Source organism: Streptomyces sp. KM273126, from assembly GCF_004337435.2.
GTDB lineage: Bacteria > Actinomycetota > Actinomycetes > Streptomycetales > Streptomycetaceae > Streptomyces > Streptomyces acidicola.
The window spans coordinates 2,725,741-2,749,390 of record NZ_SJXB02000002.1 but is presented as its reverse complement, the minus strand read 5'-3'; the positions used below and the strand labels follow the sequence as shown (position 1 = coordinate 2,749,390).

The 23,650-nt window shown below is 68.5% G+C and carries 23 protein-coding genes and 6 pseudogenes; 18 read left to right on the top strand and 11 right to left on the bottom strand.

The genetic code is table 11. From position 1 onward, the window contains the following. Nucleotides 1–480 precede the first annotated feature (480 nt). A pseudogene (locus tag E0500_RS42900) lies at nt 481–826 on the top strand (transposase); the annotation flags it as partial. A 200-nt stretch (nt 827–1,026) separates the two neighbouring features. On the opposite strand, the gene E0500_RS42895 reads toward E0500_RS42900, so the two are convergent. After that, nucleotides 1,027–1,629 (bottom strand): terpene synthase family protein, encoded by a 603-nt coding sequence (locus E0500_RS42895; protein WP_258574025.1) that lies wholly within the window; start codon nt 1,627–1,629, stop codon nt 1,027–1,029. A 199-nt stretch (nt 1,630–1,828) separates the two neighbouring features. Between E0500_RS42895 and E0500_RS42890 the strand changes: the two genes are divergently transcribed. After that, the gene (locus E0500_RS42890) at nt 1,829–2,557 is read left to right on the top strand and encodes an SDR family oxidoreductase (protein WP_165935065.1); all 729 of its coding nucleotides are present in this window, start codon (nt 1,829–1,831) and stop codon (nt 2,555–2,557) included. 162 nt (nt 2,558–2,719) lie between these two features. Here the strand turns inward: E0500_RS42890 and E0500_RS42885 are convergent, their stop codons facing one another. Together E0500_RS42885 and E0500_RS44800 are read right to left on the bottom strand one after the other, a co-directional pair. Continuing rightward, nucleotides 2,720–3,286: a hypothetical protein gene (locus E0500_RS42885; protein WP_258573822.1), complete on the bottom strand. Its 567-nt coding sequence runs from the start codon at nt 3,284–3,286 to the stop codon at nt 2,720–2,722. A gap of 94 nt (nt 3,287–3,380) precedes the next feature. Then, a complete protein-coding gene (locus E0500_RS44800) occupies nt 3,381–3,644 on the bottom strand; it encodes a hypothetical protein (protein WP_258573820.1) in 264 nt (87 codons plus the stop codon). 115 nt (nt 3,645–3,759) lie between these two features. Between E0500_RS44800 and E0500_RS42880 the strand changes: the two genes are divergently transcribed. From E0500_RS42880 to E0500_RS42855, 6 genes are all read left to right on the top strand, one after another. Next, nucleotides 3,760–4,065: a transposase gene (locus E0500_RS42880; RefSeq protein ID WP_131565715.1), complete on the top strand. Its 306-nt coding sequence runs from the start codon at nt 3,760–3,762 to the stop codon at nt 4,063–4,065. Continuing rightward, nucleotides 4,062–4,310, top strand: coding sequence for a hypothetical protein (locus tag E0500_RS42875; RefSeq protein WP_131565713.1), 249 nt, complete (start codon nt 4,062–4,064; stop codon nt 4,308–4,310). Before E0500_RS42880 ends, E0500_RS42875 begins: the two co-directional genes overlap by 4 nt. Before the next feature lie 42 nt (nt 4,311–4,352). Next, entirely contained in the window at nt 4,353–5,072 is a 720-nt protein-coding gene (locus E0500_RS42870) for a helix-turn-helix domain-containing protein (protein WP_131565732.1), read from the top strand. 96 nt (nt 5,073–5,168) lie between these two features. Further along, the gene (locus E0500_RS42865; RefSeq protein ID WP_131565711.1) at nt 5,169–5,723 is read left to right on the top strand and encodes a dihydrofolate reductase family protein; all 555 of its coding nucleotides are present in this window, start codon (nt 5,169–5,171) and stop codon (nt 5,721–5,723) included. Nucleotides 5,724–5,809: 86 nt separating this feature from the next. Next, nucleotides 5,810–6,130, top strand: coding sequence for a fic family toxin-antitoxin system, toxin component (locus tag E0500_RS42860; protein ID WP_258573818.1), 321 nt, complete (start codon nt 5,810–5,812; stop codon nt 6,128–6,130). 219 nt (nt 6,131–6,349) lie between these two features. Next, the gene (locus E0500_RS42855) at nt 6,350–6,892 is read left to right on the top strand and encodes a hypothetical protein (RefSeq protein ID WP_131565709.1); all 543 of its coding nucleotides are present in this window, start codon (nt 6,350–6,352) and stop codon (nt 6,890–6,892) included. A 183-nt stretch (nt 6,893–7,075) separates the two neighbouring features. On the opposite strand, the pseudogene E0500_RS42850 reads toward E0500_RS42855, so the two are convergent. After that, a pseudogene (locus tag E0500_RS42850) lies at nt 7,076–7,996 on the bottom strand (transposase); the annotation flags it as partial. On the opposite strand from E0500_RS42850, the pseudogene E0500_RS42845 reads away from it, so the two are divergent. From E0500_RS42845 to E0500_RS42835, 3 genes and pseudogenes are all read left to right on the top strand, one after another. After that, nucleotides 7,947–8,228 (top strand): annotated as a pseudogene (locus E0500_RS42845) (transposase); the annotation flags it as partial. The pseudogenes E0500_RS42850 and E0500_RS42845 sit on opposite strands and share 50 nt — an antisense overlap. Before the next feature lie 82 nt (nt 8,229–8,310). Continuing rightward, nucleotides 8,311–9,384, top strand: a complete 1,074-nt coding sequence (locus E0500_RS42840) for a M4 family metallopeptidase (RefSeq protein ID WP_131565707.1) — start codon at nt 8,311–8,313, stop codon at nt 9,382–9,384. Between the two features lie 33 nt (nt 9,385–9,417). Next, on the top strand, nt 9,418–9,711 hold the full coding sequence (locus E0500_RS42835; RefSeq protein ID WP_131565705.1) for a protealysin inhibitor emfourin: 294 nt from the start codon (nt 9,418–9,420) through the stop codon (nt 9,709–9,711). Here the strand turns inward: E0500_RS42835 and E0500_RS43390 are convergent. Beyond that, nucleotides 9,677–10,270: a transposase family protein gene (locus tag E0500_RS43390; RefSeq protein WP_258573816.1), complete on the bottom strand. Its 594-nt coding sequence runs from the start codon at nt 10,268–10,270 to the stop codon at nt 9,677–9,679. The genes E0500_RS42835 and E0500_RS43390 overlap by 35 nt on opposite strands. Nucleotides 10,271–10,386: 116 nt before the next feature. Between E0500_RS43390 and E0500_RS42825 the strand changes: the two genes are divergently transcribed. Beyond that, nucleotides 10,387–11,658, top strand: coding sequence for an MFS transporter (locus tag E0500_RS42825; protein WP_181587441.1), 1,272 nt, complete (start codon nt 10,387–10,389; stop codon nt 11,656–11,658). Between the two features lie 684 nt (nt 11,659–12,342). Here E0500_RS42825 and E0500_RS42820 read toward each other — a convergent pair. Further along, nucleotides 12,343–13,260 carry a helix-turn-helix transcriptional regulator gene (locus E0500_RS42820; protein WP_131565703.1) on the bottom strand — a complete coding sequence of 306 codons (918 nt, stop codon included), beginning with the start codon at nt 13,258–13,260 and terminating at the stop codon, nt 12,343–12,345. Between the two features lie 111 nt (nt 13,261–13,371). Between E0500_RS42820 and E0500_RS42815 the strand changes: the two genes are divergently transcribed. From E0500_RS42815 to E0500_RS42805, 3 genes and pseudogenes are all read left to right on the top strand, one after another. Then, nucleotides 13,372–14,079 carry an SDR family oxidoreductase gene (locus E0500_RS42815; RefSeq protein ID WP_131565701.1) on the top strand — a complete coding sequence of 236 codons (708 nt, stop codon included), beginning with the start codon at nt 13,372–13,374 and terminating at the stop codon, nt 14,077–14,079. A 20-nt stretch (nt 14,080–14,099) separates the two neighbouring features. Beyond that, a complete protein-coding gene (locus tag E0500_RS42810; RefSeq protein ID WP_131565699.1) occupies nt 14,100–14,741 on the top strand; it encodes a DsbA family protein in 642 nt (213 codons plus the stop codon). After that, nucleotides 14,737–15,000 (top strand): annotated as a pseudogene (locus tag E0500_RS42805) (ATP-binding protein); the annotation flags it as partial. The gene E0500_RS42810 and the pseudogene E0500_RS42805, both read left to right, overlap by 5 nt. A gap of 295 nt (nt 15,001–15,295) precedes the next feature. Here E0500_RS42805 and E0500_RS42800 read toward each other — a convergent pair. Beyond that, entirely contained in the window at nt 15,296–15,493 is a 198-nt protein-coding gene (locus tag E0500_RS42800; protein ID WP_131565697.1) for a hypothetical protein, read from the bottom strand. 404 nt (nt 15,494–15,897) lie between these two features. Between E0500_RS42800 and E0500_RS42795 the strand changes: the two genes are divergently transcribed. Both E0500_RS42795 and E0500_RS42790 read left to right on the top strand, forming a co-directional pair. Then, the gene (locus tag E0500_RS42795; RefSeq protein WP_165935064.1) at nt 15,898–16,683 is read left to right on the top strand and encodes an AAA family ATPase; all 786 of its coding nucleotides are present in this window, start codon (nt 15,898–15,900) and stop codon (nt 16,681–16,683) included. A 784-nt stretch (nt 16,684–17,467) separates the two neighbouring features. Beyond that, a complete protein-coding gene (locus E0500_RS42790) occupies nt 17,468–18,355 on the top strand; it encodes a septum formation family protein (protein ID WP_131565693.1) in 888 nt (295 codons plus the stop codon). A gap of 183 nt (nt 18,356–18,538) precedes the next feature. Here E0500_RS42790 and E0500_RS42785 read toward each other — a convergent pair whose 3' ends face one another. From E0500_RS42785 to E0500_RS42775, 4 genes and pseudogenes are all read right to left on the bottom strand, one after another. Next, nucleotides 18,539–18,691, bottom strand: a complete 153-nt coding sequence (locus E0500_RS42785; RefSeq protein ID WP_181587439.1) for a hypothetical protein — start codon at nt 18,689–18,691, stop codon at nt 18,539–18,541. Between the two features lie 76 nt (nt 18,692–18,767). Then, a pseudogene (locus E0500_RS45700) lies at nt 18,768–19,835 on the bottom strand (lanthionine synthetase LanC family protein); the annotation flags it as partial. Between the two features lie 100 nt (nt 19,836–19,935). After that, nucleotides 19,936–21,879 (bottom strand): annotated as a pseudogene (lanM, locus tag E0500_RS45695) (type 2 lanthipeptide synthetase LanM); the annotation flags it as partial. Between the two features lie 95 nt (nt 21,880–21,974). Then, nucleotides 21,975–22,154, bottom strand: coding sequence for a hypothetical protein (locus E0500_RS42775; RefSeq protein ID WP_131560448.1), 180 nt, complete (start codon nt 22,152–22,154; stop codon nt 21,975–21,977). A 452-nt stretch (nt 22,155–22,606) separates the two neighbouring features. Between E0500_RS42775 and E0500_RS42770 the strand changes: the two genes are divergently transcribed. Then, nucleotides 22,607–23,449 carry a MerR family transcriptional regulator gene (locus E0500_RS42770; RefSeq protein WP_131560450.1) on the top strand — a complete coding sequence of 281 codons (843 nt, stop codon included), beginning with the start codon at nt 22,607–22,609 and terminating at the stop codon, nt 23,447–23,449. The last annotated feature ends 201 nt before the right edge of the window (nt 23,450–23,650 follow it).

Here is a 23,650-nt window from a genome sequence, read left to right as displayed (position 1 = left end):
ACCGAAAGGGCCTCGGCAGAAGTTGTACAGGGGGCCGACTCGTGCGAGCCAGCTCTCGGGGCCTGTCCCCGAGTGGTTGAGGTGAGCTCTCGGCGATCCTGCGGTGACCCCGTGGCCGGGTGTCGCCCGGCACGGTGCTGACAGGGTAAGTCATCGCTCGTCGCAACAGATTCGGGGGAATGCACCGAGATCGTCCAGTGCATGTGCGCCTTGCCCCTACGACAGAACAACCAGACAATACGCTGAACCGAGGTGCGATGCCGTGACCACTTGGAGAAAAGGTGGGATTCGGCGAAGTCTGCCAGCCCATGATTGCGGCCGCGCCAGCTACACCTTAAGGCCGGCCGACACGACCTTAACCTCGCGCTTTCATGAAGCGGACTGTCCGGCAGGCGGTCAGGAAGCAGAAAGTGCCTCTGCCCAGCAAGAATGAGGATTGTCGAGGTCCCTGTTCCTGCTGAAACCAGAGGCATTTCCCAGGTGAAGCACTCTATCGGGTCCTACCCCCGTGTCCGCGTCCAGGACGACGGCCGCCAGGTCGTCTCCCAGGCTGAGTCGGTCCTGCTCGTCGAAACGGTCCACAAGACCGGTCTTGACCAGGTCATATCCCAGGCTCTGGCTCCGTGGCGGAAGCCGCGGGCCGTCCACGATCCCGGCAAGGCCCTCCTGGACGTCGCCCTGGCGGTCGCACTGGGCGGGGACTGCCTCGCTGGACGTCGCGATGCTGCGGTGTGAGCCCGCCGTCTTTGGCCCGGTCGCCTCCGACCCGACCATCTCCCGCCTGATTGACACCCTCGCCACCTCCGGCGAGGAGACCCTGCAGGCCCGCGCCCGGGCGTGAGGGGGGCGGATGCCGTCACGCGGTCAGTCGGGCGGGGTGGTGCGGTGGTCCAGTAAGTCGGCCACGTACAGTGGCCGACCAGCGTGGATGTCGCCGGGAGCGGCGCAGCGGGTGACCTCGAAGTGCCAGTCGAAGTTCCCCCGGGTGTGCGCCTTGTACGCCTCGGTAAGCGCCAGGGCCTGGTCTCAGCAGCTCTCGTCGATGCCCGCCGCCGCGAGCTGGGACGGCAGCTCCCGCTCAGCCGTAAGGAATGCGTGCACACAGTCGGCCAGCATCGCGTTGACGCGCTCGCGCGCCTCGGCGACCGTCACCCGGTCGTGGTGGAAGACGAGGGCGACCGCGTTGTGGAAGTAGCCCACGGGCTCTTCCTTGATGAGCGACACAATGTCGTTGAACAGCCCCTGGTGCCGGGCCGCGGTACTGCGCATCACCTTGAGCGCGGGCAGCCGGTGGACACTCTCGGGCAGATCGATGCCGGCGCCCATCTCAGACAAGGCGAAGAAGAGGTGCTCCGCGGCACCGATCTCACGGTGAAGACCGCACTCGGTCAAGGTCTGATAGCGGGACGTGACCCGGTCCAGGGTCTCGGTGTAGTAGGTCCACAGCCAGGCGGTGGTCCAGGCCACGAAGTTGCGCCGCCAGCGGTGCGATCTCCCTGCCGCCAGGCGGCGCCACAGATCTGCTCCAGCAGCCTCCAGACGGCGCTCGCACCCCCGTCCGTCGAAGAAATCGGACCAGCGAGCCGGATGTGCTCCCCGCGCGAGCGTGGATGGTCCCTCGGCATCCAGCTCGCGGAAGCCCGTTCGACCGCGCTGTTCCAGCTCGCCACCGAACTGCCCGCGCGGTCCTCGCCCGCACCCTCGGTATCGGCATCACCGTCGCCGCCAAATGGCAACGGGCTGCCGCTGGAGACTGGACTGCCTACGCAGCCAAAATCAGTCGCCGCACCTCACCGCAACCTACGATCCAGGAAACAGGAGTACCGACGTGAGATTCGACGATCGCCGCGTGGTCATCACCGCCGCCGGCCGCGATTTCGGACGCACTTTGGCCATCCGGCTCGCGGACCTCGGCGCCGAGGTCTTCCTCTCCGCGCGCACGCGCGCCGCCGCTGAGCGTGTCCGCGACGAGATTCGCGGCCGAGGGCCCCAGCAGGTCCACGCCTTCACCTGCGATCTGACGGACCCGGCCTCGATCCGCGACTTCGCTGCCGATGTCGGCCGACACACCGACCGCATCGACATGCTGATCAACAACGGCTCCCGCTATCTCCAAGGACCAGACCTTCAATCCGCCTCCGATGCCGACGTCGTCGACACCATCGCCTCCGGTGCCACCGGCACCGTCCTGACCGTGAAGAACTTCCTCCCTCTCCTTCTTAACTCGGACAAGCCGGATGTGGTGAACATGGTCTCTGCCTGCGGAACGGCTGGTCATCACCGCTCGGAAGCGCACGACGCCTTTTACGCGGCCAAGAGTGCCCAGGCAGGGTTCGCCGAGATCCTCTCCAAGCGGCTGCGGCCCCAGGGGGTCCGGGTGATTTCCCTCTACCCGCCGGACTTCGTCAACCCTGATCCGCTTTCCGAGGAATGGGAGAACACACCGCGCCAGGCCAAGGACGCGCTCACCGCGCAGTCGCTCGTGGAGTGCATCCTCTTCGCCGCGGCCCAGCCGCGCGACTGCTTCATCAAGGCGTTCCACTTCGAACAGGTCTGACTGGCTCCTGGCACGTCCATGCCCGGCGACTAACACCGGGGTCCGGGGCGGCACATGGGCCCCGAGCCGAGGGCATTCAGACAGTTCCAATACCCGAGCACACCATTATCGGGCCTGCTGGGCATTCCGGGTCATATCGGCCTCGTTCAGACGTACGAACAGTCACGCCGGACATCGGCCTGGCCCTGCAGCCACTGATGCGCGTCGCGCACGGCGTCGGCCAGCTCCGTCTCGTGTTGCCGAACTGGCCCCGGTCAGCTCGGCTATCTCACGGCACACCCGATTCACCACGACTTCGGACTCCACCTTGCGGGCAGTGGCCAGCTGTCGCAGCAGCACCTGCGCTCGCGCGCGTGCGTCCGGGACCTTCCTGACCTTGCCCACGCTCCACCGGGAGACGGGCCGGGTGCTGCGGGAATGCACGATCTGTTCCACCGCCGGTGTAGACAGACCTCGCTCCGTCATCCCGCATTCGTCCAGTGCGAACCACTCGGTGGACCGCGCGAACGCCTCGGTGCCGATACGGACCCGGCGGGCGGTGCCTTCGCTGTCCAGCCGGATGCGATGGATATACCAGCGGCGGGTCAGCGTGTCCCGGTCCACCGGCACCGACATTCCGAGCACCGGCTCGCGGCCGTCCTGGTCCCACGACGGTTCCACCGCCTGGTCCAGGTGCACACGCAGCCCGCCGTGCTGGAACCGGATGTCCACCACCGAGCCGATCGGCACCCCTTCCGGCCGGACGAACTCGAGTCGGCCTCCGGGTCCCGGCTCCGGAGCCAGGCAGCGGCCGCCGACTTCACATACAGGTAGTCGGCACTGTTCACCCCACGGGCGCGACGGCCGCACAGGTGAGGGTGCCCGTCGGGGCCCGGGTGGTGGGCGAAGCGGCAGACCCGGTCGGTGTCAGCTTGGCTGTCAGCTGAAGGCCGCAGCCTCCGAGCAACAGACCGCACCAGAACGTGTCGTGCTCGTGACGGCGGCGGAAGGCATCCAGCTCGATCGCCTCCGGCGGCAGCATCAGCGGCTCCTCCGAGTCCGCACCACCCAGCACCGCCGTCTGAATCTGCCGCCTGTCACCCCGCACGAAACCCCCCACCTTCCGCCCCAACTCGTCGTGCCACTTGAGACGTTGTGAACCTTCCCCTTGATCGTGGACACCCGGAGACTGGGACATGAGGTTCCAGAGGAAGTAGTGCCAGGTGGGAAGCAAGAGCAACCGCAGCAGGCGGTACACGGAGGAGTTCAAACGGGACGCGGTCGCGCTCGTGCGCTCTTCTGGGAAGACCGTCACCGAGGTGGCCCGGGAGCTCGGGGTCAGTGCTGAGGGACTGCGGAACTGGGTCAAGCAAGATGCGATCGACTACGGGCAGGGGGCGCCGGGAGAGCTGACGACAGCCGAACGCGAAGAGCTGCGCCGGCTGCGGAGGCTGGCCGCCGAGCAGGCGGAGACGATCGAGGTACTGCGAAAAGCGGCGGTCTTCTTCGCGAAGGAGAGCGATCGATGAACGAGGTGTACGCGTTCATCGAGGCGGAGAAGACCACCCACCATGTTGCCCTGTTGTGCCAGCTGCTGAAGGCGGCCCGCTCCTCCTTCTATGCGCGGCTGGCCGGTAAGAAGACCCGGCGGGCGAAGCAGGCCGCTGTGCTGAGGGGTCTGATTCGTCATGCCGCCTCCCCGGCCAGCTCCTGGATGGGGAGCGGGCGCACACGCTGCAGGTGGGCAGGGGCTCTGGCCTTCCGGACGACGTGACACACTGACGGCTCAGGCAGCGGAGAACGGGGGTTGATCCGGTTGGGTCTGGAGATCGAGAGCCGGCCGTCGGAGCTGCCGCACATCGAGCGGGTGTGGCGCAGCCGCAGCGACGACGTGAGCCGGATGACATCGATCGCGACATCGCACTGGGAGCTCGTCTTCTGGGAGCACCACGGTCAGGTCCAGGCGGCGGTACTGGGCCCGGAGCCCAAGGCCTGCCTGGCCCCCGTCCCCAAGGACGCCACGTTCTTCGGCATCAGCTTCGCCCTCGGCACCTCGATGCCGCACATACCGATCAGCCGGCTCGTGGGCGGTAGCGCGGAGATACCCGACGTGACGCGGCGCTCCCTCTGGCTGAAGGGCTCTGCTTGGCACCCGCCCGATTACGACAACGCGGAGGCGTTCGTACAGCGCATGGTGCGTGAGGGCATCGTGGACTGCGACCCGATCGTGCCCGCCGTGCTCGGCGGCGCCGCCCCTGATGTCTCCAAGCGCACCCTCCAGCGGCGCTTTGTCGCGGCGACGGGCCTCACCCGGGGCGCCATCCGGCAGATCCGCCGCGCCCGCGAGACGGCGGTACTGATCCAGGAGGGTGCTCCGGCCCAGGACGTCGTGCACCGGCTGGGCTACTTCGACCAGCCGCACCTGGCGCGGTCCTTGACCCGGTACATCGGCCGGACCGCCACTCAGCTGAGCGCTCCAGGCAGGGCCGAGCCCTTGTCGCTTCTGTACAAGACCTCAGTCTCGATGCCCGCATAGTCTTCCTGGCGTAGCCGACGGGGTCGGCTCCTCCCGGTCAGAGGGCCGTCCCGGCCGGGACCGGGCAGACGCCCCCGAACTCATCACGGAGGAATCATGCGCAAGGTCGTTTCGGGTCTGTTCGTCTCGCTCGACGGTGTCGCGCAGTCGCCGAACGAGTGGCAGTTCGCTTTCGACGAGGAGATGGGCGCGGCGCTGGAGGAGACACTGGAGACGGCCGACACGATTCTGCTGGGCCGGGTGACCTTCACCGAGTGGGCCGGGTACTGGCCGACGGTGACCAGCGGTGAGGACGCCGGTTTCGCCAAGTGGATCAACGATTCGCCCAAGTACGTCGTCTCCTCCACGCTGGACAGCGTCGAGGACTGGGCGAACAGCACGCTCATCAACGGCGATCTGGCGGCCGCGATCGAAAAGCTGAAGGCAGGCGAGGGCAAGGACATTACCGTCGCGGGCAGCCCGACGCTGGTGCGTTCGCTGCTGGAGCAGGACCTGCTGGACGAACTGGTACTGCTGATCCACCCGGTGGTGGCCGGCGAGGGTCGCAAGAAGCTGTTCGCCGACAACGCCACCCTGAAGAAGTTGCAGCTGGTGAGCGCCCAGCCGACCAGCAGCGGCGTGATCATCGCGACCTACCGTCCGACGCGCTGAGCGCTGCTCGGCGCGGGCTTGGTACAGGGACGGGCAGGAGATCGATCCGCTTGTCCATGTCGAGGTGGAAGGTACCGTACGGGTTGATGTTCGACCAGAAGAGCGCGGTCAGCCCGCGCCGGTCCTCATCCGAGCTTCTCGGCACCGATGCCCTCGACCTGCTGCATCCCGTCGATGGCGGCCCCTACGCCCGCGCCGCAGCCCTCGTGCACACCCTGGGCCGATGCCGCTGGCTCGAACACTCCAACCTGACCGTTGCCTGCGCGCTCGCCGTCATGTACCTCGAAGCCAGCAACATCCCCGTCAGCCCCACCTGCGAGCAACTCACCGCACCCGCCCACGAGTTGAACAACCCGGGCTGCACCGCCGAACCCATCGCCACCTTCCTGCCCACGCGGAAACCCTGACGCAAGTGAACAACTCCCCACACCCTCGGAGATGATCCCCAGCCCACGGCCTTGTGGCTTTGTTCATGAGAACGTTCACCACTTCGGGAGCTGGTGGAGCCCATCGATGGATTCGAACGGCGCTTGAGTTCCCGGTCCGGATCCATGACAGTCTCAGGGAACGCCCCCGAGCGTTGTCTCCCGCAGGAGGCTGTCAGTCCCTGTTCGTAGGATCACGGCATGTCTGATGCCTTCACCGTCTTGTGGACCCATGACACGTGCCGTGCGCTGCGCAAGGCAGGGCGCGTGGGCGAGCGACCGCCGGTCGCCTTCAGCGGCGCTCACTCCTCCTTGCCCGCGTGGTCGGGTGCTCGTGCTGGGGACGAGGTGTACGCGCTGCACGTCGAGCAACACGAAATGTTCGTGGTGAGTCAGATGCGAGTGATCGACGTGGAGCGTCGCGACTGCTGCGGCATAGCCCCCGCCACCTGGGAGGACCCTGCGTATCCCGGGCATGACGACTGGTCCATGCTCGGCGCTGGCGGCTGCGGGGGTCAGGCGGTGCACGTGGACGCGACGCCCGTACGCTTCGACGTAACCGTCTCCGGTGAACTGCTTACCAGACTTACCTGGCGCAACCGGCGAGGGCAGACTCGCCGTCTGAAGCACGTGGTGGATGGTCGCCTCGAAAGATCGATCAGCCTCCAGGGGTTCTACCGTCTGACCCCCGAGGTCGCTGACGCGCTGGCGGAAGTCGTCAGCAGTACTGCCCCTCGATATTGACCGGCGAGCGCGGCATCAGCCACTCATCGCACCCCTATCTGCAGCAGCTGTAGAGAGTCGAACAGGACCGAGCTCCACTACCTCCCGAAGTGGTGAACATCCGCTGTCTGTTCTCAGGTTCTGGCTCGCTTTCCGTGATGCGGCCACGCTGAGTAACGTGCTGAGTGTGGAGAGTTTGACGGCTCATCGCAGTAGAGGGTGCAGCCGGGGTCTGAAGCCGCCGGTGTCAAGCAGCCTGCGCGTAATGTAGTTGGTCAGGTTGCGGAAGCCGAGGGCGGTGTCGCGCAGGTGTTCGAGTCGGCCGTTGATGGCCTCGGTCGGACTGTTGGACGTGCCGGGTCGATCGAAGTAGGCCAGCACGTCAGCGGCGCGCTGTTTCAGTGTTCTGCCGAGTCGACTCAGTCCGGCCGGGACGCCGTGGCTGATCGTCTTGATGACGGCGGCGAGTTCGGTCTTGCCGGCGCGGCGGTCGGGTTGCCGGTAGGCGGACACGATGCGCTGGTAGGCACCCCAGGTCGCCTCGACCGCAGCGTGCTCATCAGCAGTGAATACACTGACGAGTCGGGCGTGTTGGCGGTCGGCGAGCAGGCCGACGCCGGTGCGCAGCACTCTGCGGATGCCGTAGAGCGGATCACCGACCCGGCCGCGGTGCCCCGGCGGTCTTGAAGCCGGTGAAGCCTCCATGGCCACGATCTTGATCCCGTCGTGGAACGCTGGTGTCTGGGCCTTGAGCCAGGTTTTGAACACCTGCTTGGATCGGCCTTCGACCATGTCCAGCAGTCTCGACGGTCCGGTGCCGTCGCGGACCGGGGTGAGATCGATGATGACGGTGACGAACGTGTCCCCGCGGCGGGTGTGGCGCCACGCGTGCTCATCTACGCCCAGGACTTGGACACCGTCGAAGCGGGTCGGGTCGGCGATCAGCAACTGCTGGCCGATAGCGAAGACGGCGTCGTTGGCGGTGTGCCAGGACACCCCGAGCCCGGCGGCGATCCGGGCGATCGACATTCGGTTTAGAGGAAATCTCATTTGGCGGGTTGGGTAGCCTGCCTGTGTGGGAATTGTTGAGCGGCTGGTGCCGGACGAGCTGTGGGAGTTGTTCCAGCGAGTGGTGCCAGAGGCGCCAGTTCGGCCTCAGGGCGGTGGCCGGCGTCGGCATGGCGACCGGGAAGTGCTGGCCGCGATTGTGTTCGTCGCAACGTCGGGCTGCACATGGCAGCAGTTGCCGACGGCGCCGTTCGGTCCGTCGGGAGCGACAGCTCATCGGCGCTTTGCGGAGTGGTCGAAGGCCCGGGTGTGGGCGAAGCTCCATCGCCTGGTCCTTGACGAACTCGGCTTGCCCGAGACGGTCGGCGGAGGCCTTCTGCCCGCCGCCGGAAGTCGCCCGGACGCATTCGACCTCGCATCGAGGACACATCATGATGCACCGCTGCGCGTTCATTCCACCGCACATACTGGACCACATCGCCCAGGCGCAGGCCCGCGAAGGCCTTGAGCCCACGGCCGCCCAGCGTTCGGCTGTGGTGTCCGCACAATTCCGCAGGATCCGACAGAACGTGGCCCCTGAAGTCCCGGGCACGCCGCCCGTTCAGGAGGTGCCGCGGAACATCCCAAATACGCTGACCTTGCCCCCGCCCGGATCCGCGGGACGTCTCATCTACGACGACCAGAACCTGTGGAGCTACAACGTCCAGCTGGTCCGAGGCGAGGGCGACCCCGCAGTGGCCGAGGAGAACGCCAACCAAGCGTACGACTACCTGGGCGCCGTACGGGACTTCTACAAGAACGTGCTCGGCCGCAATTCGATCGACAACGCCGGCCTCAACCTGGTCGCCAACGTCAACTACGGCCAGCAGTTCGACAATGCGTTCTGGGACCCCAGCGCGTTGATCATGGTCTTCGGGAACGGCGACGGCGTGATCTTCAAGGACCTCACCACAGACGTCGACGTCCCCGGTCACGAACTCACGCACGGCGTCACCCAGTTCACTGCGGGGCTGAACTACACTTCCGACCAGACCGGCGCACTCAACGAGTCGTTCAGCGACATGATGGGGTCCGCCATCGACGCCCGATTCAACCATCACGACGCGGACACCCACAACTGGCTCATCGGCGAGGACATCATGGCCGATGACCTGTACGGCGAGGCGCTTCGCAACATGGCAGAACCCGGGACCGCCTATGACAACCCGGTCCTGGGCCGCGACCCGCAACCGCGGGACATGAGCGGGTACTACGAGCCAGCCGATCCGCACATCATGTCGGGGATCACGAACCGCTGGTTCTACCTGATCTGCAAAGAGGTCGGCATCGAGACAGGAGCTCTGATCATGTACCAGACGCTCCAGAACCTGTGGCCGACCGCGGTGTTCAGCGATGCGGCCGTCGTGGCCGCGACGCAGGCCCGCATCCTGGCCGAGAACAAGCAGGTGCCCCCGGAGGCTGCCCAGGTGGTCCGCGCGGCCGCGCGCCAGCAGGGCTTCTGGTAGACAGACAGGCGCGGAAGCGGAAGGCAGAGAAACGTGGTGCGCGTGTCGCTGGAGCGCAGCGGGGGCTACACGGGCCTGCGCACCACTTCCTACCTGGACACTGAGCAACTCCCGGCGGAGCAGGCGGCCGAGGTCCAGCATGCCCTCGAAGTACTCCGCTCAGCACCGCCGGTGACGGCGGGCAGGGCCAAGAGCGCAGTTCCCCGCTACCGGCTGACCATCCACTGGCCATCCGGTGACCAGGCCGTGGAAGTGACCGAACCCGACGTCTCACCGGTCATCCGCCCACTGCTCACCGAACTCGCCAGGCGTGGCCTGGGAAAGTAGACGGAACGCCCTGGTGCTGCCCGCGCCGGCCCGTCGGGCCATCCGCTCCACTGTGCGCGCAGGGCGGTTTCAAGCTCCGTGATTGGTCAGGGTGTTGGGGATTCCGAGAGGGTCCTGCCGTCCACGGCGATGACCCGATGCGAAGGGCCGGTCGCCGCGGACTCGGCGGCCCGATGCTGACCGGCGAGGTAGGCGCTGACCGCCCGTTGAGGGCGTCACCGTCGAGGGCAGCGAGGACGCGTCCGATGGTCGCCGCCGACGGCGGGCGGCGCCAGCCCAGCAGATGCCGGCGCACCCCGAGGGCCGCCAGCACGCTCCGGCAGGCCCGCTGACCGAACTCGGCGACCTCCTCGATGCTTCTGGCGCCGGAGACCGCCGCGCAGGCGCACATCAGCAAGATCGCTGTCAGCGGGTACCACTGCCCGCGCCATGATCGCGGATCCGGAACCGCCCCGAGATGAACGCGCAGGTCAGCGCCCCGGCCCTCGTCCAGCGGACCCAGGTTCTCCAGCACGGCAGGGATAGGGGAAGATGCAACAGCAGGCACGGACACTCTCATGATCATCGGGCTTAGACGCCGACCCAATGTCCTGCGCGAAGTATGGACTGGAGGTTCCGGTCGGCGGCGGAGGCCCGACACTAATGGTCACCGGAGTCACCAGGGGGGCCCGCAGCATGACCGGCGCCACGGAGGCCCTTGGCGGGTCGGCTGCGGTCGACGATGCAGCACGAAGTGCCACGCGCCCGTTCTACGTATACGCCGTGCTCGCCAACTCGCTGTTCCAGCGTGGCGTATTCGTCCTCTTCCTTCAGCAGCGAGGCTTCTCCGCTGGGCAAGTGGCCCTACTGCAGACACTGCTCTACCTGGTCAGCGGACTTGCGGAGTTGCCGACGGGAGTCATCGCCGACCGAATCGGCAGGCGTGCCAGCATCGTGATCGGCCAGGTGCTGATAGCTGGATGCCTGCTCGGTCAGGTGGCGTCCTCGAACTACTGGGTGTTCCTGGCGCTGTTCATCGGCCAGGGCGTGGGCATGGCATGTGTGTCCGGCTCGGACACCGCTCTGCTGTACGACCTGCTCGTGCGTCGTGGCGCAACGGCCAGCTACGTCAAGATCAAGTCCCGGTTCACCATGCTCGGGACGGTCACCTCGGGAGCCGCCATCGTCCTCGGCGGCCAACTGCAGCAGATTTCCTGGGGAGTCGTCTACGTCGGTTCGGCGGCGTGCCTCGCCCTGGCCGTGGTGGTGCTGATGTCACGGGTGCCCGAGATCCGCGGCGCGGACGCGGTGGACGAGCAGGACGGAGCCGAGGAGGAGCACGGCGACGCCACGGCATGGCGAGCGATGCTTCGGGTCGCCACGCCGGCGCTCGTGACGCTTGTCGTGGTGTCCGGATTGATGCACGCGACTTTGACGCCGTACATCATTTTTACGCAGAAGACCCTCTCCGATCAGGGAGCGGGCACCGCATTGGTCAGCGTGGTCATAGCGGCGGGATTCTTCGCTGGCGGGCTCACTCCGCTGCTCTCGGACCGCGCGGACCGGCGCATCGGGTATCAAGCCATCGTCCCGGTGTCTCTCCTGACGCTCGCCGTGGCGCTCGGCCTGAGCGGCCTCGGCCTTGTCTGGGTCACCATCGCCGCGTTCCTGGTCCTGGTCGGGATTCCCGAGATCACCGCCGTGATCGTGGACAACGTGTTCAACGAGGCAGTGCCGTCGCGCCACCGGGCGAGCCTGCTGTCGATGATCGCATTCGTGGAGTCGGCGCTCATCGGCATCGGCTATCTCGTCCTCGGCGCGCTCATGGACGGGCTGGGCTCCAGTGTGGGCATGGCCACCTACGCCGCGGTCCCCCTGCTGGCATGTCTCCTGTGGCTCCCGGTGCTCTTTCGAGGGGCACGGGTGACCACCGAGATCGAGAAGCCCGCCGACCAAAAGGCATCCTGAAACAGACCATCTCGAGCAATGCCCTGCCCGATGGCAGGGGCGTTGCTCGTCGACATGTCGCTCCCAGTCGGCGACGGAGCTGTCATCGCGACGATCAGCGCCAAACGGGATGGGAAGAATCGCGCCACTGCGGCAGCTGTTCAGCCTGGATCCACCGCGTAGCGGTCGGCCTGTGGACGGCGAAATGAGAAGAGGTACCCGCTGACCTGCGAGAATGGGAGTTCCTACGCTTCCATCCGCCGCTCACAGCAAGGCACCTCGTAAGTGAAAGTCTCCCACACGCCCCTTAGACACCACAATGATCACGAACCCCGCGCCTACACTGCTCCCCACCCTCACCATCACGAACCGTCAACCAGCCCCCCAACCACGGAACTTGAAACCGCCCTGGTGTCGTCGCCCGCGTCATGCAGCGAACACTCGCGCTGACCGCCGCGATCTGGCACAACGACCGCACCGGACATACACCCTCCGCTCACTCACGTCGTACGATCACTGACCCCTTGGAATTGATCATCTAGCTCAGACACCAGCCGCAAAGTAGCGAGGTAGTCACGCACTCACCGCCATAGCGGCCTGCTCGTCGTGTTCGCGCAGCATTCGCATGACGGTGGCGGGCGAGGGGTGCTGGCCCTTTTTCGTGCCGGAGGCGATGACGAGTCGTTTGGCGATTCCACCGCCGGATCACCCAATTCCGGTGAAGGGACCACTACCGGGGTCCGTCATCGCCTGTGTGCCGACAACCGCGAGCAGGCTCAGCTTGTCCGCGGCGTCGGTGCCCGGGGCGGCGGTGTGGATGACTACGTGGAGGTCGCTGCCGGGCGCGTTGAGGACGTCGCAGTCGAGGACGAGCGGGCCGACGTCGGGGTGGTGGACGGTCTTGGTGTCCATGGTGTGGGTGCCTACCGCTTGGGAGTCCCAGAGCCGGGCAAAGTGGTCGCTGGCGCTGCGGAGGTCGGCGATCAGGGTGCGCAGGGGCCGGTCGGCGGGGTAATGGGCGGTCGCGGAGCGTAGGTCGGCGACGGTGGCGGTTTCGAAGCGGGCTTGTTGTTCGCGGGTGTGGGTCACGCGGTCGCGACGTCCGGTGAAGTGGCGCCACAGGACGTTGCGCTCGCGCTCCGTGTGCCCGGAGGGGTCGCCGTGCAGCGCGGCGTACATCTGGTTCCAGGCGATCAGGGTCCACGCCGCGTCGTACACCCCGACCGGGGTGGCCCGCATCTGGTCGAGCATGCGCTGGACGCCGGGGGTGAGGTGGGACGAGATGCGGTCGGTGGTGGACGCGGGTCGGCCTGCGAGAAGGAACAGGTGGCGGCGTTCCGGTTCCGACAGCCGCAGGGCCCGGGCGAGGGCAGTGAGGATCTGGGGGGACGGGGAGCTCGCGCGGCCTTGCTCGAGACGGATGACGTAGTCGATGGACATCCCGGCCAGCTGGGCCAGTTCCTGGCGCCGCAGCCCCGGCGCGCGGCGCACGCGTCCGGCCGGCAGGCCGACCGTCGCCGGGTCCAGCCGGTCGCGCCAGCGGCGCAGCGCGCCGGCGAGGTCGACGGCCGCGCCGTCGCCGGGGCGTCCGTTGTTCCCGTCTTCGTTCCCCGTATCACGCATGGGTTCAGTATCCGGCCAGGGCGGCGGGCATCACGCTCCCAACCTGGTACCGCTTTTACCAGGAAGAGCTTTGCACTCCCTGCGCCTGCACGCGGCTCCGACACTGACGGCATGCGAACCACACTCATCACCGGTGCCACCAGAGGGCTCGGCCTGGAGACCGCCCGGCGGCTGGCAGAGGCCGGGCACACCGTCTATCTCGGGGCGCGGGACGCCCGGCGTGGCGAGGAGGCCGCGCGGCGGATCGGGGCCCGCCCGCTGCGGCTTGACGTGACCAGTGAGGATTCAGTACGGGCCGCCGCGAAGCTCGTCCAGGAGGAGGCGGGCCGCCTCGACGTGCTGGTCAACAACGCCGGAATCAGCGGCCCCGCCACCTCCGCCGCGGAGGCCACCGCCGATGACCTGCTGAAGGTCTACGACACCAATGTCTTCGGCGCCGTACGGGTCACCCACACCTTCTTGCCGCTGCTCGAGGCGGGCGAGGCGCCCGTCGTCGTGAACGTCAGCAGCGGGCTGGGGTCACTGGCCGTCGCCGCCGACCCGCCCGCCCACGCCTCGTCCGTACCCGTGTGGCTCCCGGCGCTGTCGTACGGCTCCTCCAAAGCCGCGCTGAACATGGTCACCGTGCAGTACGCCCGCGCCCTCCCGCACATCAGGATCAACGCCGTCGACCCCGGCCTGACCGCGACCGACTTCAACGGCCACGCCGGAAACCGGACGGTCGCCGAGGGCGCCGAAATCATCGTGCTCATGGCCACCGCCGGACCCGACGGCCCCACCGGCGGCTACTTCTCGGGCGCCGGCCCGCTCCCCTGGTGACCACCCCGAAAGGACCAACAATGCCCAGCCAAGTACGCCGTGCTGAGATCGCCCTGGACCTTGCCTGCGTCCGTTGCTATCTCGGCTTCACCCGCCTCACCCGGGCCGCCCGCCACCACCACGCCGACGGAGGCGGCGGGGTCGACATAGTCATTCGTCCCTTCCAGGCCGAGCCCGAGGCGCCGTCCGCCGGTGAGCCGCTGTTCGAGGTGTGGAGGCGGACCCGGGGCGAGGCGTTCGTACGGCGGGTCGCGTCGGACACCTCGTTCGGCGTGGCGGACGGCTTGGAGCTCCGCTTCCAACTTGCCTTGTTCACCAACACCTTCGAGGCTCACCGGCTGGTCGCCCGCGCGGCCGGGCAGGGGCTCGGCGAGCGGATGGCGGAGCGGCTGTTCCGGGCGTACTTCACCGACGGGCTGCTGATCTCCGACCGCACCACCTTGGCCCGGCTGTCCGCCGAGGCCGGTGTGGTGGCAACTGCCGACACCTACGGCACCGCCGACGCGGCCGAGTTGCGCGCAGAACTTGGCCGTGTCCGCGCGGTTGGCGTCCATGTCGACTCTGTGCCGTATGTCCGCTTCGATGACGGGACGGTCCTCGAAGGCGCGCAGCGGGAGGATGCCTACCGCGCAGCGCTGACCGCGCTCACGCCAGCCGGATGAGCTGGGCTATATGGAGCTGGCCTGCAGGGGCGCTGAGCTGCTGTTCCAGGTGCTGACCGAGCGCGAGGAGAAGAACAGCGTCGCCATCGCCTCGAACGAGAGTTTCAGTGGCTGAACCAAAACCTTCACCGACCCCCGGCCCTGCGCGGCCATCGTTGACCGGCTCACCTTCGGCGGCAACCTCATCCAGACCGGCACCGAATCCTACCGCCGGGCCCTTGCCCAGGCCCGGGCCGCGGCACAAGACGCCTCCGGCTGACGTCGCACCACCAAGCCCTTCCTCGGCGGGAGCCGCATTTGTCTGCTCAGGAGGCGTCAAGGCGAAGGCGCCTGGTCTTGCCCGTCGTGACCAGTGCGGCGAATGTGCACAGTGCCAGCGTCCAGGTCCACCCGGAAAGGCGGATCTTCTGCGGACCTGACGTTCTTGCGCACGCGTTTTTGTTCCATAGCGCGCTTGACGGCCTGCCCCAGGGTCACAGCGGCGCCGCTAGGAGACCGCCGCCGAGGCGTCTTCCAGTCGCAGGTGATGGTCGCCGGGCGGAGAGAGATGTCGTTCACCGTCCAGCGAATGCCACGGGCACCGGGCTCGTGACCTCCACCAGGCCGTCCTCGACCGTGAGCGCGAGAGCACCGTGCGGGGTAGGCGCGCGGCCCGTGATCCTTCTCAGGCCGCCGGGGCGGGGCGCGACGCTGGCGACGTCGAATCCCGGAACGTCCGGGGTGACGCCGAGGACGGGGCTCTCTGCGATCATCGGTGCCGGCACTGCGGGATCCGCGCCGCCTGCCTGACCGGCCGCTTGCCCGTGAAACCCGGCGGCTGGATCGCACCTGCCTGCCCCGGCCCCGTCCCGAACTCGCCCTGGCCCACGGCACAGCTCGTCCCCCGTGCCCTCGACACGGCCGCTGGAGATGCCGCCGATGGCGTTGCCGTCCTCGTCCCCAGCTACGGACGTAGCCTCGCATTGGCCTGTGCACCTCAGGTGACCTTCACAGCGTTACGCGACGTCACTTAACCTCCTGTCGGCGGCGGGTGGTTGTGCGTCGGTGTGCATGACCGAGAGGAGCCTGGGCCGGGGTGGTGACTCGCATGGGATGGCGCTGTGAGGACTCGGGACCCGGAAACGGCGAGGAATGCGGCGATCCGTCCCCTGCTGCCATGGCTGCGGCGGTGACTCCCGTCCTCGTCGGACGGGACGATGCCCTTGCCGGGGTGACGGGGGCGTTGCGGTCCGGACCGCCGCTGGTGCTCATCGAGGGTGAGCCCGGTATCGGCAAGTCCCGGCTGCTGCACGAGGTGCTCGGGGCTCTCGGGGAGCGCGCGGTCCTGCTCGCGCCGTGCCCGCCCGTCCGTGAGCCGTTTCCGCTGGGTCCGATCGTGGACGGGGTGCGGCGTCTGCGTCCGACGCCGTCCGGCCTGGGTCTGAGCCCGCTCGCTGGCGCGTTACGGCCGTTGTTTCCCGAGTGGGTCGGCGAACTGCCGCCGGCACTGGAAGTGCTGGAGTACCCGAAGGAAACCCGGCACCGGCTGCTGCGCGCGATGACAGAACTCTTCGAGCGGCTCGGTGTCTCGACGCTCGTGGTCGAGGACGCGCACTGGGCGGATGCAGCGACGCTGGAATGGCTGCTCACCGTGTGCGCATCCGGTGAGCTGCGGATGTCGATCGTGCTGACGTATCGTCCGCACGACGTCCCCGAAGGGTCGCTGCTGCGACGGCTGACATCCCGCCGACCCGTCGGCATGACCCTGACCAGGGTCGAGCTCCAGCCGTTGGATGTGTGGCAGACCGGGGAGCTGGTCCGGTCGATCCTCGGCGTGGACGAGGTCTCCGAGCAGTTCGCCGGGCTGCTGCACCAGCGCACCGACGGCGTCCCGCTGGCGTTGGAGGAGACCGTCCGGTCGCCTGTGTCCCCGTTCTGGGTGCCGCGGTGGGGAACAGACTGATGTGCTTGAAGTCCGGCGGCAGCGTGATCAACGGACCGTATGGCGCGGCGCCCAGGTTGACGACCGCGGGAACGGCGTAGCCAGTTCCACTTCGGATGTGCGCACCGCCGGAGCACGCAACGCCCGAACAGACACAGCAGGCAACCCACCCGACTCCACCGGCACTCCGCGCTGCTCCTCTGGAACCACACCCCGAGCACACCAACAACCCACCGGCCAGTGGATAAGAACTCACGAAACTGAGACAGCGTCACCCCTTATGAGACAACCCCCGAGGACAGCGTCACCCACCTCGGTCTCTCACCCCTACGACAGTGAACCAACACCCCAAAAACGGCCCCCGACCAGCAACAAATCCCCCAATCCCAACTGTCTCTCACAACCACCGTCCCAAAACGAAGAGATCGCAGCGGAGCCGACCGGGTCAAGCCAAAGGACTGCGGGCTCGGGCGGCCGTTGTCGCTCTACAGCTCATCGGTCTCCAGGGCTTTCCGCGCCACGGCGATGAGCTCGTGTCGCAGCTGGAAGAAGTCCTGCTGGAGGACCTGCCCTTCGCGGTACGCCCGCCCTTGCATGTCCCTCCACGCTCAACAGCGCCCGGCTCCACAGAAGTGCCACAGGGCCCTCCCGGCTCCCACCTGCGAGCAGTCCGGATACAACCCTCGCGGCCCGTCGCGAGTCAGAGACGCCGCGATGAGGTGAGGGCCTTCGCGCAACCGGGCCACAGGAATGGCATACGATGCGCGCGACCCACATAAAGATCAGATAAGAGGATGTGCACGTCATGACAATCCGCGCCCCATATCGCTCTCTTCACGGCATATCAGCCGTTGCCGCCCTGCTCGCGATCGGCGCGGTGGGATGCTCGGACCTCTCCGATGCCGTCGACAGCGCCAAGGACAGCACAAAGAAGGTGGCTCGCCAGCGCTCGGTGTTCTCGCTGAACGTCGGCGACTGCTACAACCCGACTGGCAAGGCCGAGGGGACGGCGTACGCCGTCGAGATCGTGCCCTGCGACGAGGCGCACGAGGGCCAGGTCGTCGGCGAGTTCGCGATCGACAAGGGCAAGGAGTACCCGGGCGACGACGCGGTCTCGACGATCGCGGACAACCGCTGCCCGACCGAGGCGCAGAAGTACGCCACGGATACCTGGGCGCTCCCAAAGGGCGTCGCCCTCTTCTACTACACCCCGACCAAGGAGAGCTGGGCGACGGGTGACCGCGCGGTGAGCTGCACCTACACCGCTGAGAAGGGCACGTTCAACGGCTCGCTGGACACCGCGAAGTCCCTCAGGCCCGAGCAGAACACGTACCTCAAGGGTTCGAACGCGGTCTACGAGGCCCTGTGGGCAAAACAGCCCGAGAAGGACACCGTCGAGGACGACCTCGCCGGCTACAAGGCGCAGGCCAAGGCCGTCGCGGCCGCCCTCGACGCACACGTCAAGGGCCTGGACGGCATCGAGGGCACCGAGGTCGGCAAGCTCCGCGCGACGCTGACGAAGGCGGCGGGGAACTGGAAGAAGGCCGCGAACGCCGCCGATGCCGACGCGTTCTACATCGCCTACGACCCGGCGTTCACCGACATCGACCCGAACAAGTCGGTCGCCGCCCGCAAGGAACTGGGCCTGGCCACCACCGTCCCGGCCGACGAGGCCGAGGTCTGGGCGGACTGACGCTCCGTCGGATTAGCGGGGCCGTGCCCGTCAAGGCTCCGGCCCCGCTTCCTAGGCGTTCGGCGGGCACGGTGTCCTCGGATTTCTCCAGCGGGCGGGCCGGGGCGGCGGTCGTCCGGCCCCCGCGGACAGACCGGTGACGGTCTGGCGTCGGGGCTGCGACGTCTGCCGGTGTTCGGCGGGTCAGGAGCGGAAGGGGAAGGGGAACCGGCGTGCTTTCCGATCGGCTTCGGCCTCCTCCTCCGCCCGCCTTCGGGCTTCCTCCACGGCGCGGGCCTCTTCGGCCGCCGCTTGTTCCCGCTCCGCCAGTTCGGTCTGGCGTCTGCTCTTGATCACCAGGGCAGGGGCGGGTGGAGGGCCAGCAAGGAGGGGTGGTGTCGGGGGCGGCCAGGCGCAGCAGTCCGTAGCCGATTCCGGCGACGCCGACCATCAGGGATGGGCTGTGCACTCCGTCCGGCATGCCGCACACCCAGCCCCGTTCCTCCAGGGCGTCCAGGGTCGCGTCGACCTGCCGCAGCGCCGTGTTCCGCGCTGTTCCGCCCGCCAGCAGCAGCGCCTCCAGGTTGCCCAGGTCGCCGTGGCACAGGGAGAAGTTGTGCCCGAAGCCGACGCGGGCCACCGTGGCCAGGGCCACGGTGTGTTCTTCCCGCAGTCGCGGGTGGTCCAGTTGGCCGCGCAGTTCCCCGCGGGCCAGGGCGATACCCGCGGCTCCGTGGCACCACAGCACGGGGTAGGACGGCCCGTGCGGTGAGCCGTCCTGGCGCACATCGCGCCAGTTGGCGGCGTCCGCGTCGAAGAGCGTGTGCTCGTAGTCCAGTGCGGCCCGTGCGAGAGTGGGCAGCCGCTCGTCGCCGAGCAGGGTCCCCGCCCGGGTGAGCGCCCAGGCGATGCCCGAGGCGCCATGCGCGAATCCGGCCAGGGGGCGTCCGGCCGTATCGGCCAGCGACTGAGGCAGCCAGCCGGTCCCGCCGCCCGGCTGGAGCCTGGCCTGGTCCACGAGCCGGTCGGCGCAGCGTGCGAGGGCGTCGGTCACGGCGGCGGCGGGGCGTACCGCGGCCCAGGCTGCCAGTCCGGCGATGGTGCCCGCGCAGCCGTCGATGATGTCGAAAGAGGTGTCGTCCCCCGCGGTGGCGGCCGCCCGGGCTACGAGGGTGGCGCCGAGGGCGTCCAGTTCGGTGTCGGGGCAGTGGGCGGTCAGGTGGGCGAGGGCGTAGAGGATGCCGCCGATGCCGGTCAGGCCGCCGGTGAGCCGGTCGGCACGGCGCCAGATCTGCAGGCGGAGGGTGACGCCGGCGGCCTGGGCGGCGGTCTGGTGTGCCGCGTCGCCGGTGAGGCGGGCGAGGTGGTGGAGGAAGAAGGTGATGCCGGCGGTGCCGCTGTAGAGGTCCGGGCCGAGTTCTGCTGGGGCCCATCGGCCTGGCGGGGTCCAGTTGGGGCCGATCCAGGCCAGGTCGGCCGGTCCGTGGTGCGCCTGGTGCAGCAGGTGGTCGGCGGCCTGGGCGGCTGCGGTCAGGGCGCGGGTGAGGAGCGCGGCGGGGTCCGGGGCGGTGGGGGCGAGCGGAGGGTGAGGGCGGCCGGGGGTGGTGCGGTTCGCTCGCGCCGGCGGCGGTGGTCACCGACAGGCGCAGCAGCTGGCGCTGGCGGGCCAGGTCGTGGGGGCCGAGGGCATGGAGTTTGTCCAGCGCGGCGTCGAGTGCGGGCCGGTCGGTGACTGCGGGGATGAGGGCGCCGGTGGAGGCGTGGGCATCGACGCTGTCGGGGCGCACGGTGAACAGAGGGATGTCGTTGTTCCACAGGTCGGCGCGTTCGTGGACGAGGAATGCCTCGGCGCTGTCCTCCCAGGCCGCCAGGGCCCACAGCCGGTCCAGGTGGCGGTCGTGGTCAAGGGCGTCGCGCAGCAGGTCGGGGTGGTGGGCGGCGGCGAGCAGGCTGCGGTATTCGAGGGTGTCGCGGAGCAGTAGCCGGGTGTGGTCGGTGGCGAAGGCCCGCAGCAGGCGGCGTACGTGGGGCTTGTCGCGGGCCAGGAGGGTGTAGGCCTCGGTGAACCCGGCGTCCAGGTCGTCGGCGAAGTCGGCCAGGTGCAGCGGCTGGTCGGGTGGGACGGGGCGGCTGGCGGCGGCCTTGAGGGCCATCGACCGGTAGACGATGTGCATTCGGTCAGTGCCGTCCTCGGCGACCTGGGGGACGGTGCGGGGTGGCAGCCGGGCGGGATCCCAGCCCAGGGCCGAGACATCGGCGCCGCCGTTGCCGTCCTCGTCCCACATGCGCTGGGGCAGCAGGCCCGAGCGCAGGACCGAGTGGGCGGCGTCGTGGCGTGCCATGCGCTCGGAAGGGGAGAGGCTTTTGGCAGGTTCGCGCAGGTCGGGGTGGAACAGTGCCTCCAGATCGACCAGGACGGGCTGGTCGCCGACGGCGATGAGGTTCTGCGCGTGGCAGTCGACGGCCTCCAGCGCGTACAGCAGTGCTGCCAGGACGCCGGCGCGGTGGTAGAAGGCGCGCAGCTCGGTGTGGGTGCGACAGGGCCGGGCCGTCACGTGGGCCGTCCAGCCGTAGCCGTCGCCGGGGAGGTGGGCCACCTCCAGCAGCGGCAGGCGCAGCCGCGGGTTGAGCCAGTGCAGCAGGTCCTGGAAGTGCTGGTCGACATCGGTCGGGCGGGGCTTGTAGACGAGGTGGGTGCCGCCGTGGAAACGCAGGGCGGTGACCGTGGCGCCGCCGCGGTGGGCGTCGCCCAGGCCGTTGCGGATCTCGATGAGGGGGCCGAGCGGGGCGCCCGCGGCGAAGGTGCGGGAGAGGGCAGGCAGGTCGGCAGCCAGGCGGCGCACAAGCGTGAGGTGGGTGTCGGTCCACTGGCCGGCGGCCACCGTCAGCCGACGGGCCAGCACCGGGTATTCGGCCAGCAGCCGCAGCGCCTGGGCCGGGTCGGCCAGACGGCGCAGAAAGTCGCGGTAGCGGTCCTGGGGCGTGGCGCCGGTCAACTGGCCGGTGAGCCGGGCGGCGTGCAGCTCCACGATCATGGTGCGTACCGCCATCGCGTGTGCGGAGGCGGTCAGGGACGGCACCAGGTGGGCGGTGATCTCCTCAGGGGTACCCAGCGGGGTCGGCCCCAGGTCCGCGATGCCCTGCCGTAGCCTGTCGCGGGCGGCGGCCAGCAGCGGGGCGGCCACGGTGGCGAAGGCGTCTTGGTAGGGGATGGCCAACGCAGCGGGCGGGGGGTATGCGAAGGTTGCGGCCAAGTGCCGCAACCAGGGTTCGGGCGTGCCGAGCCGGCCGACCAGCGCGTCGGGGGGCTCGGTCAGCAGCCCGCGCAGCAGGCGGGGGTCCAACGCGTCGGCGGCCAGCCGGCGTTCGAACCAGCCGTCCTGGTCGAAGGGCCGCTGGGCCCGCCAGCGGGCCAGTGTACGGTCGGCGCGCGGGCCGAGGGAAGCATCGGTGGCCGAAGCCCGGCCTCTGCGGTTGAGCGGCAGGGCACGGGCGGCGGCCAGGCGCAGCGGGGATGTGTCCAAGGGCAGCGGGGATGCGTCCATGGACGGCTGAGATGTGTCCACCACGGCAGGGCCCCCGGATACGTGCCTACGCAGGACGCCGCACCCCGGGCGGGGTGCGGCCTGTGTGACGTGTGTCAGTAGGAACACATCTGCGCGCAGCTGGAGTACGACTCGCAGGTGTTGGCCGCCTGCGCTGCGGACACGTAGACCTCGCTGGCCGGGTCACCGGCCGGGTGGGACTGGAGTTCCTGCGCGAGCCCCAGCCGGAAGTCCTCGTCCTTGAGTGCACGGACCTGCTCTGCCGTGGTCAGCACGGCGCCTCCCCGAATCGGTTCGTATCTCGCATGGTCGATCGAACTGCTCATCATGACAGCAGGGGACGGCACCACACCAGAGTCCGGATCACCGTAACCGGTCCCGCCCGCCGGCCTGTGGGGTTCCAAAAGTCCCTCATACGCGCTGGCCTGGGCAATCGCCGGTTTTGCCGATCCTTGTCAGGCGGCGTTGCGGTACTCGTGATCAGCCCGCCGAGTATGTCGTGGCGCTGGGTTGATGGGGCTCCTTGAAAATCTGCAACCCCTGCTCAGGGTGCCATCAGACCTGCTCGACGGATCTCCCCACCCATTCCGGGCCTGTCCTGGGACGGAACACCAATGGCGAGGGACCGCCCGATAGCCCGTCAGGGTCCGGGTGGTGTGTAGTTGCACATGCCGTAGCGGCATGTGGTGTCGTCGAGGGCACCACAGCACGAAAGGCCCTGTCTGCGATGTACCCCTCCGCCACGCCTCCCCGCGAGGTCAAGATCGGCGATGCCGCCGCCTTCGCCGGAACCACCCCGCGCGCCATTCGTCACTACCACCAGATCGGTCTGCTGCCGGAGCCCGAACGAGGCGGAGACGGACGCCGCCGCTACGGCTACGACGACATGATCCGCCTGCTATGGATCCGCAAGATGTCCGAGGCCGGCATCAGCCTGGACGACATGCGGGCCGCCTTCGACGAAGCCCGGGACGTTGAGGACGTCCTGGGCCGGCTGGAGGAGACCCTGGCCGCCCAGGAGGCCGACATCAAGCGTCAGCGCGCGGCAGTCCAGCGCCTGCGGGTCGTGGGCAGCCCACTGGGCTTGCTCTCCCCGTTGGTCACGGACCGGCTCAGCCACCTGCCTTCTGGCGCACTGCGCCCCTCCGACCTGGACGCCCTGCTGGTCACGGAACGGATCTTCGGGCCGCTGGGCGCCGCAATTCAGGCCAGCGTGTTCATCACCCTGGCGACCCATCCTGGCCTACGGGCCGAGGCAGACCGCCTCGACGCGGCCGACGCCGCCCTCGATGACACCGTCGACCCCCACGACCCGCAGGTGGAGGAGCTCGCCGCGCAGCACTGCGCCCACCACACGGCCCTGCTCCAGGCCATTGAAGCGGCCGGACTGGACGCGGCCGAGGAGAAGCTCTTCGAGATCTACGACGCCGAGGCGAGCGACGAGGAGGACGCCCAGATGAGTGCCTTCGAAGCGGTAACCAAGATGCCCTACGGCTTCTCCGCGGCCCGGACGCGGTGCATGGAACTCACGGCACGGCTCCTTGACGGGGACCTCTCCGCAGGCAGCTGATCGCTGGTGTGGCCGTGCGTGAGGATCCCGGATTGGCCACCGACACGAAGCCGGGGTCTCGACGTCTCGACACGGCCCGCACACTCCACGAGCGGGAAACCCAAGCCGACGACCCGGGCCACGCTCCTTGAAACTCCCCACTTCGTTGATCACCAGAGCGAGTGATGCGAGGAGCATTCCTGGCCGTTTTCAAGAATCCCC

What these genes read in the sequence shown, in the direction of transcription:
- E0500_RS42815 (WP_131565701.1), top strand. Translation starts at nt 13,372, where the DNA reads ATGCGAACCACACTCATCACCGGTGCCACCAGAGGGCTCGGCCTGGAG.
- E0500_RS42810 (WP_131565699.1), top strand. Translation starts at nt 14,100, where the DNA reads ATGCCCAGCCAAGTACGCCGTGCTGAGATCGCCCTGGACCTTGCCTGC.
- E0500_RS42795 (WP_165935064.1), top strand. Translation starts at nt 15,898, where the DNA reads ATGGCTGCGGCGGTGACTCCCGTCCTCGTCGGACGGGACGATGCCCTT.
- E0500_RS42875 (WP_131565713.1), top strand. Translation starts at nt 4,062, where the DNA reads ATGAACGAGGTGTACGCGTTCATCGAGGCGGAGAAGACCACCCACCAT.
- E0500_RS43390 (WP_258573816.1), bottom strand. Translation starts at nt 10,270, where the DNA reads ATGAGAGTGTCCGTGCCTGCTGTTGCATCTTCCCCTATCCCTGCCGTG.
- E0500_RS42820 (WP_131565703.1), bottom strand. Translation starts at nt 13,260, where the DNA reads ATGCGTGATACGGGGAACGAAGACGGGAACAACGGACGCCCCGGCGAC.
- E0500_RS42855 (WP_131565709.1), top strand. Translation starts at nt 6,350, where the DNA reads ATGTCTGATGCCTTCACCGTCTTGTGGACCCATGACACGTGCCGTGCG.
- E0500_RS42840 (WP_131565707.1), top strand. Translation starts at nt 8,311, where the DNA reads ATGATGCACCGCTGCGCGTTCATTCCACCGCACATACTGGACCACATC.
- E0500_RS42860 (WP_258573818.1), top strand. Translation starts at nt 5,810, where the DNA reads ATGTTCGACCAGAAGAGCGCGGTCAGCCCGCGCCGGTCCTCATCCGAG.
- E0500_RS42865 (WP_131565711.1), top strand. Translation starts at nt 5,169, where the DNA reads ATGCGCAAGGTCGTTTCGGGTCTGTTCGTCTCGCTCGACGGTGTCGCG.
- E0500_RS42800 (WP_131565697.1), bottom strand. Translation starts at nt 15,493, where the DNA reads ATGATCGCAGAGAGCCCCGTCCTCGGCGTCACCCCGGACGTTCCGGGA.
- E0500_RS42770 (WP_131560450.1), top strand. Translation starts at nt 22,607, where the DNA reads ATGTACCCCTCCGCCACGCCTCCCCGCGAGGTCAAGATCGGCGATGCC.
- E0500_RS42790 (WP_131565693.1), top strand. Translation starts at nt 17,468, where the DNA reads ATGACAATCCGCGCCCCATATCGCTCTCTTCACGGCATATCAGCCGTT.
- E0500_RS42825 (WP_181587441.1), top strand. Translation starts at nt 10,387, where the DNA reads ATGACCGGCGCCACGGAGGCCCTTGGCGGGTCGGCTGCGGTCGACGAT.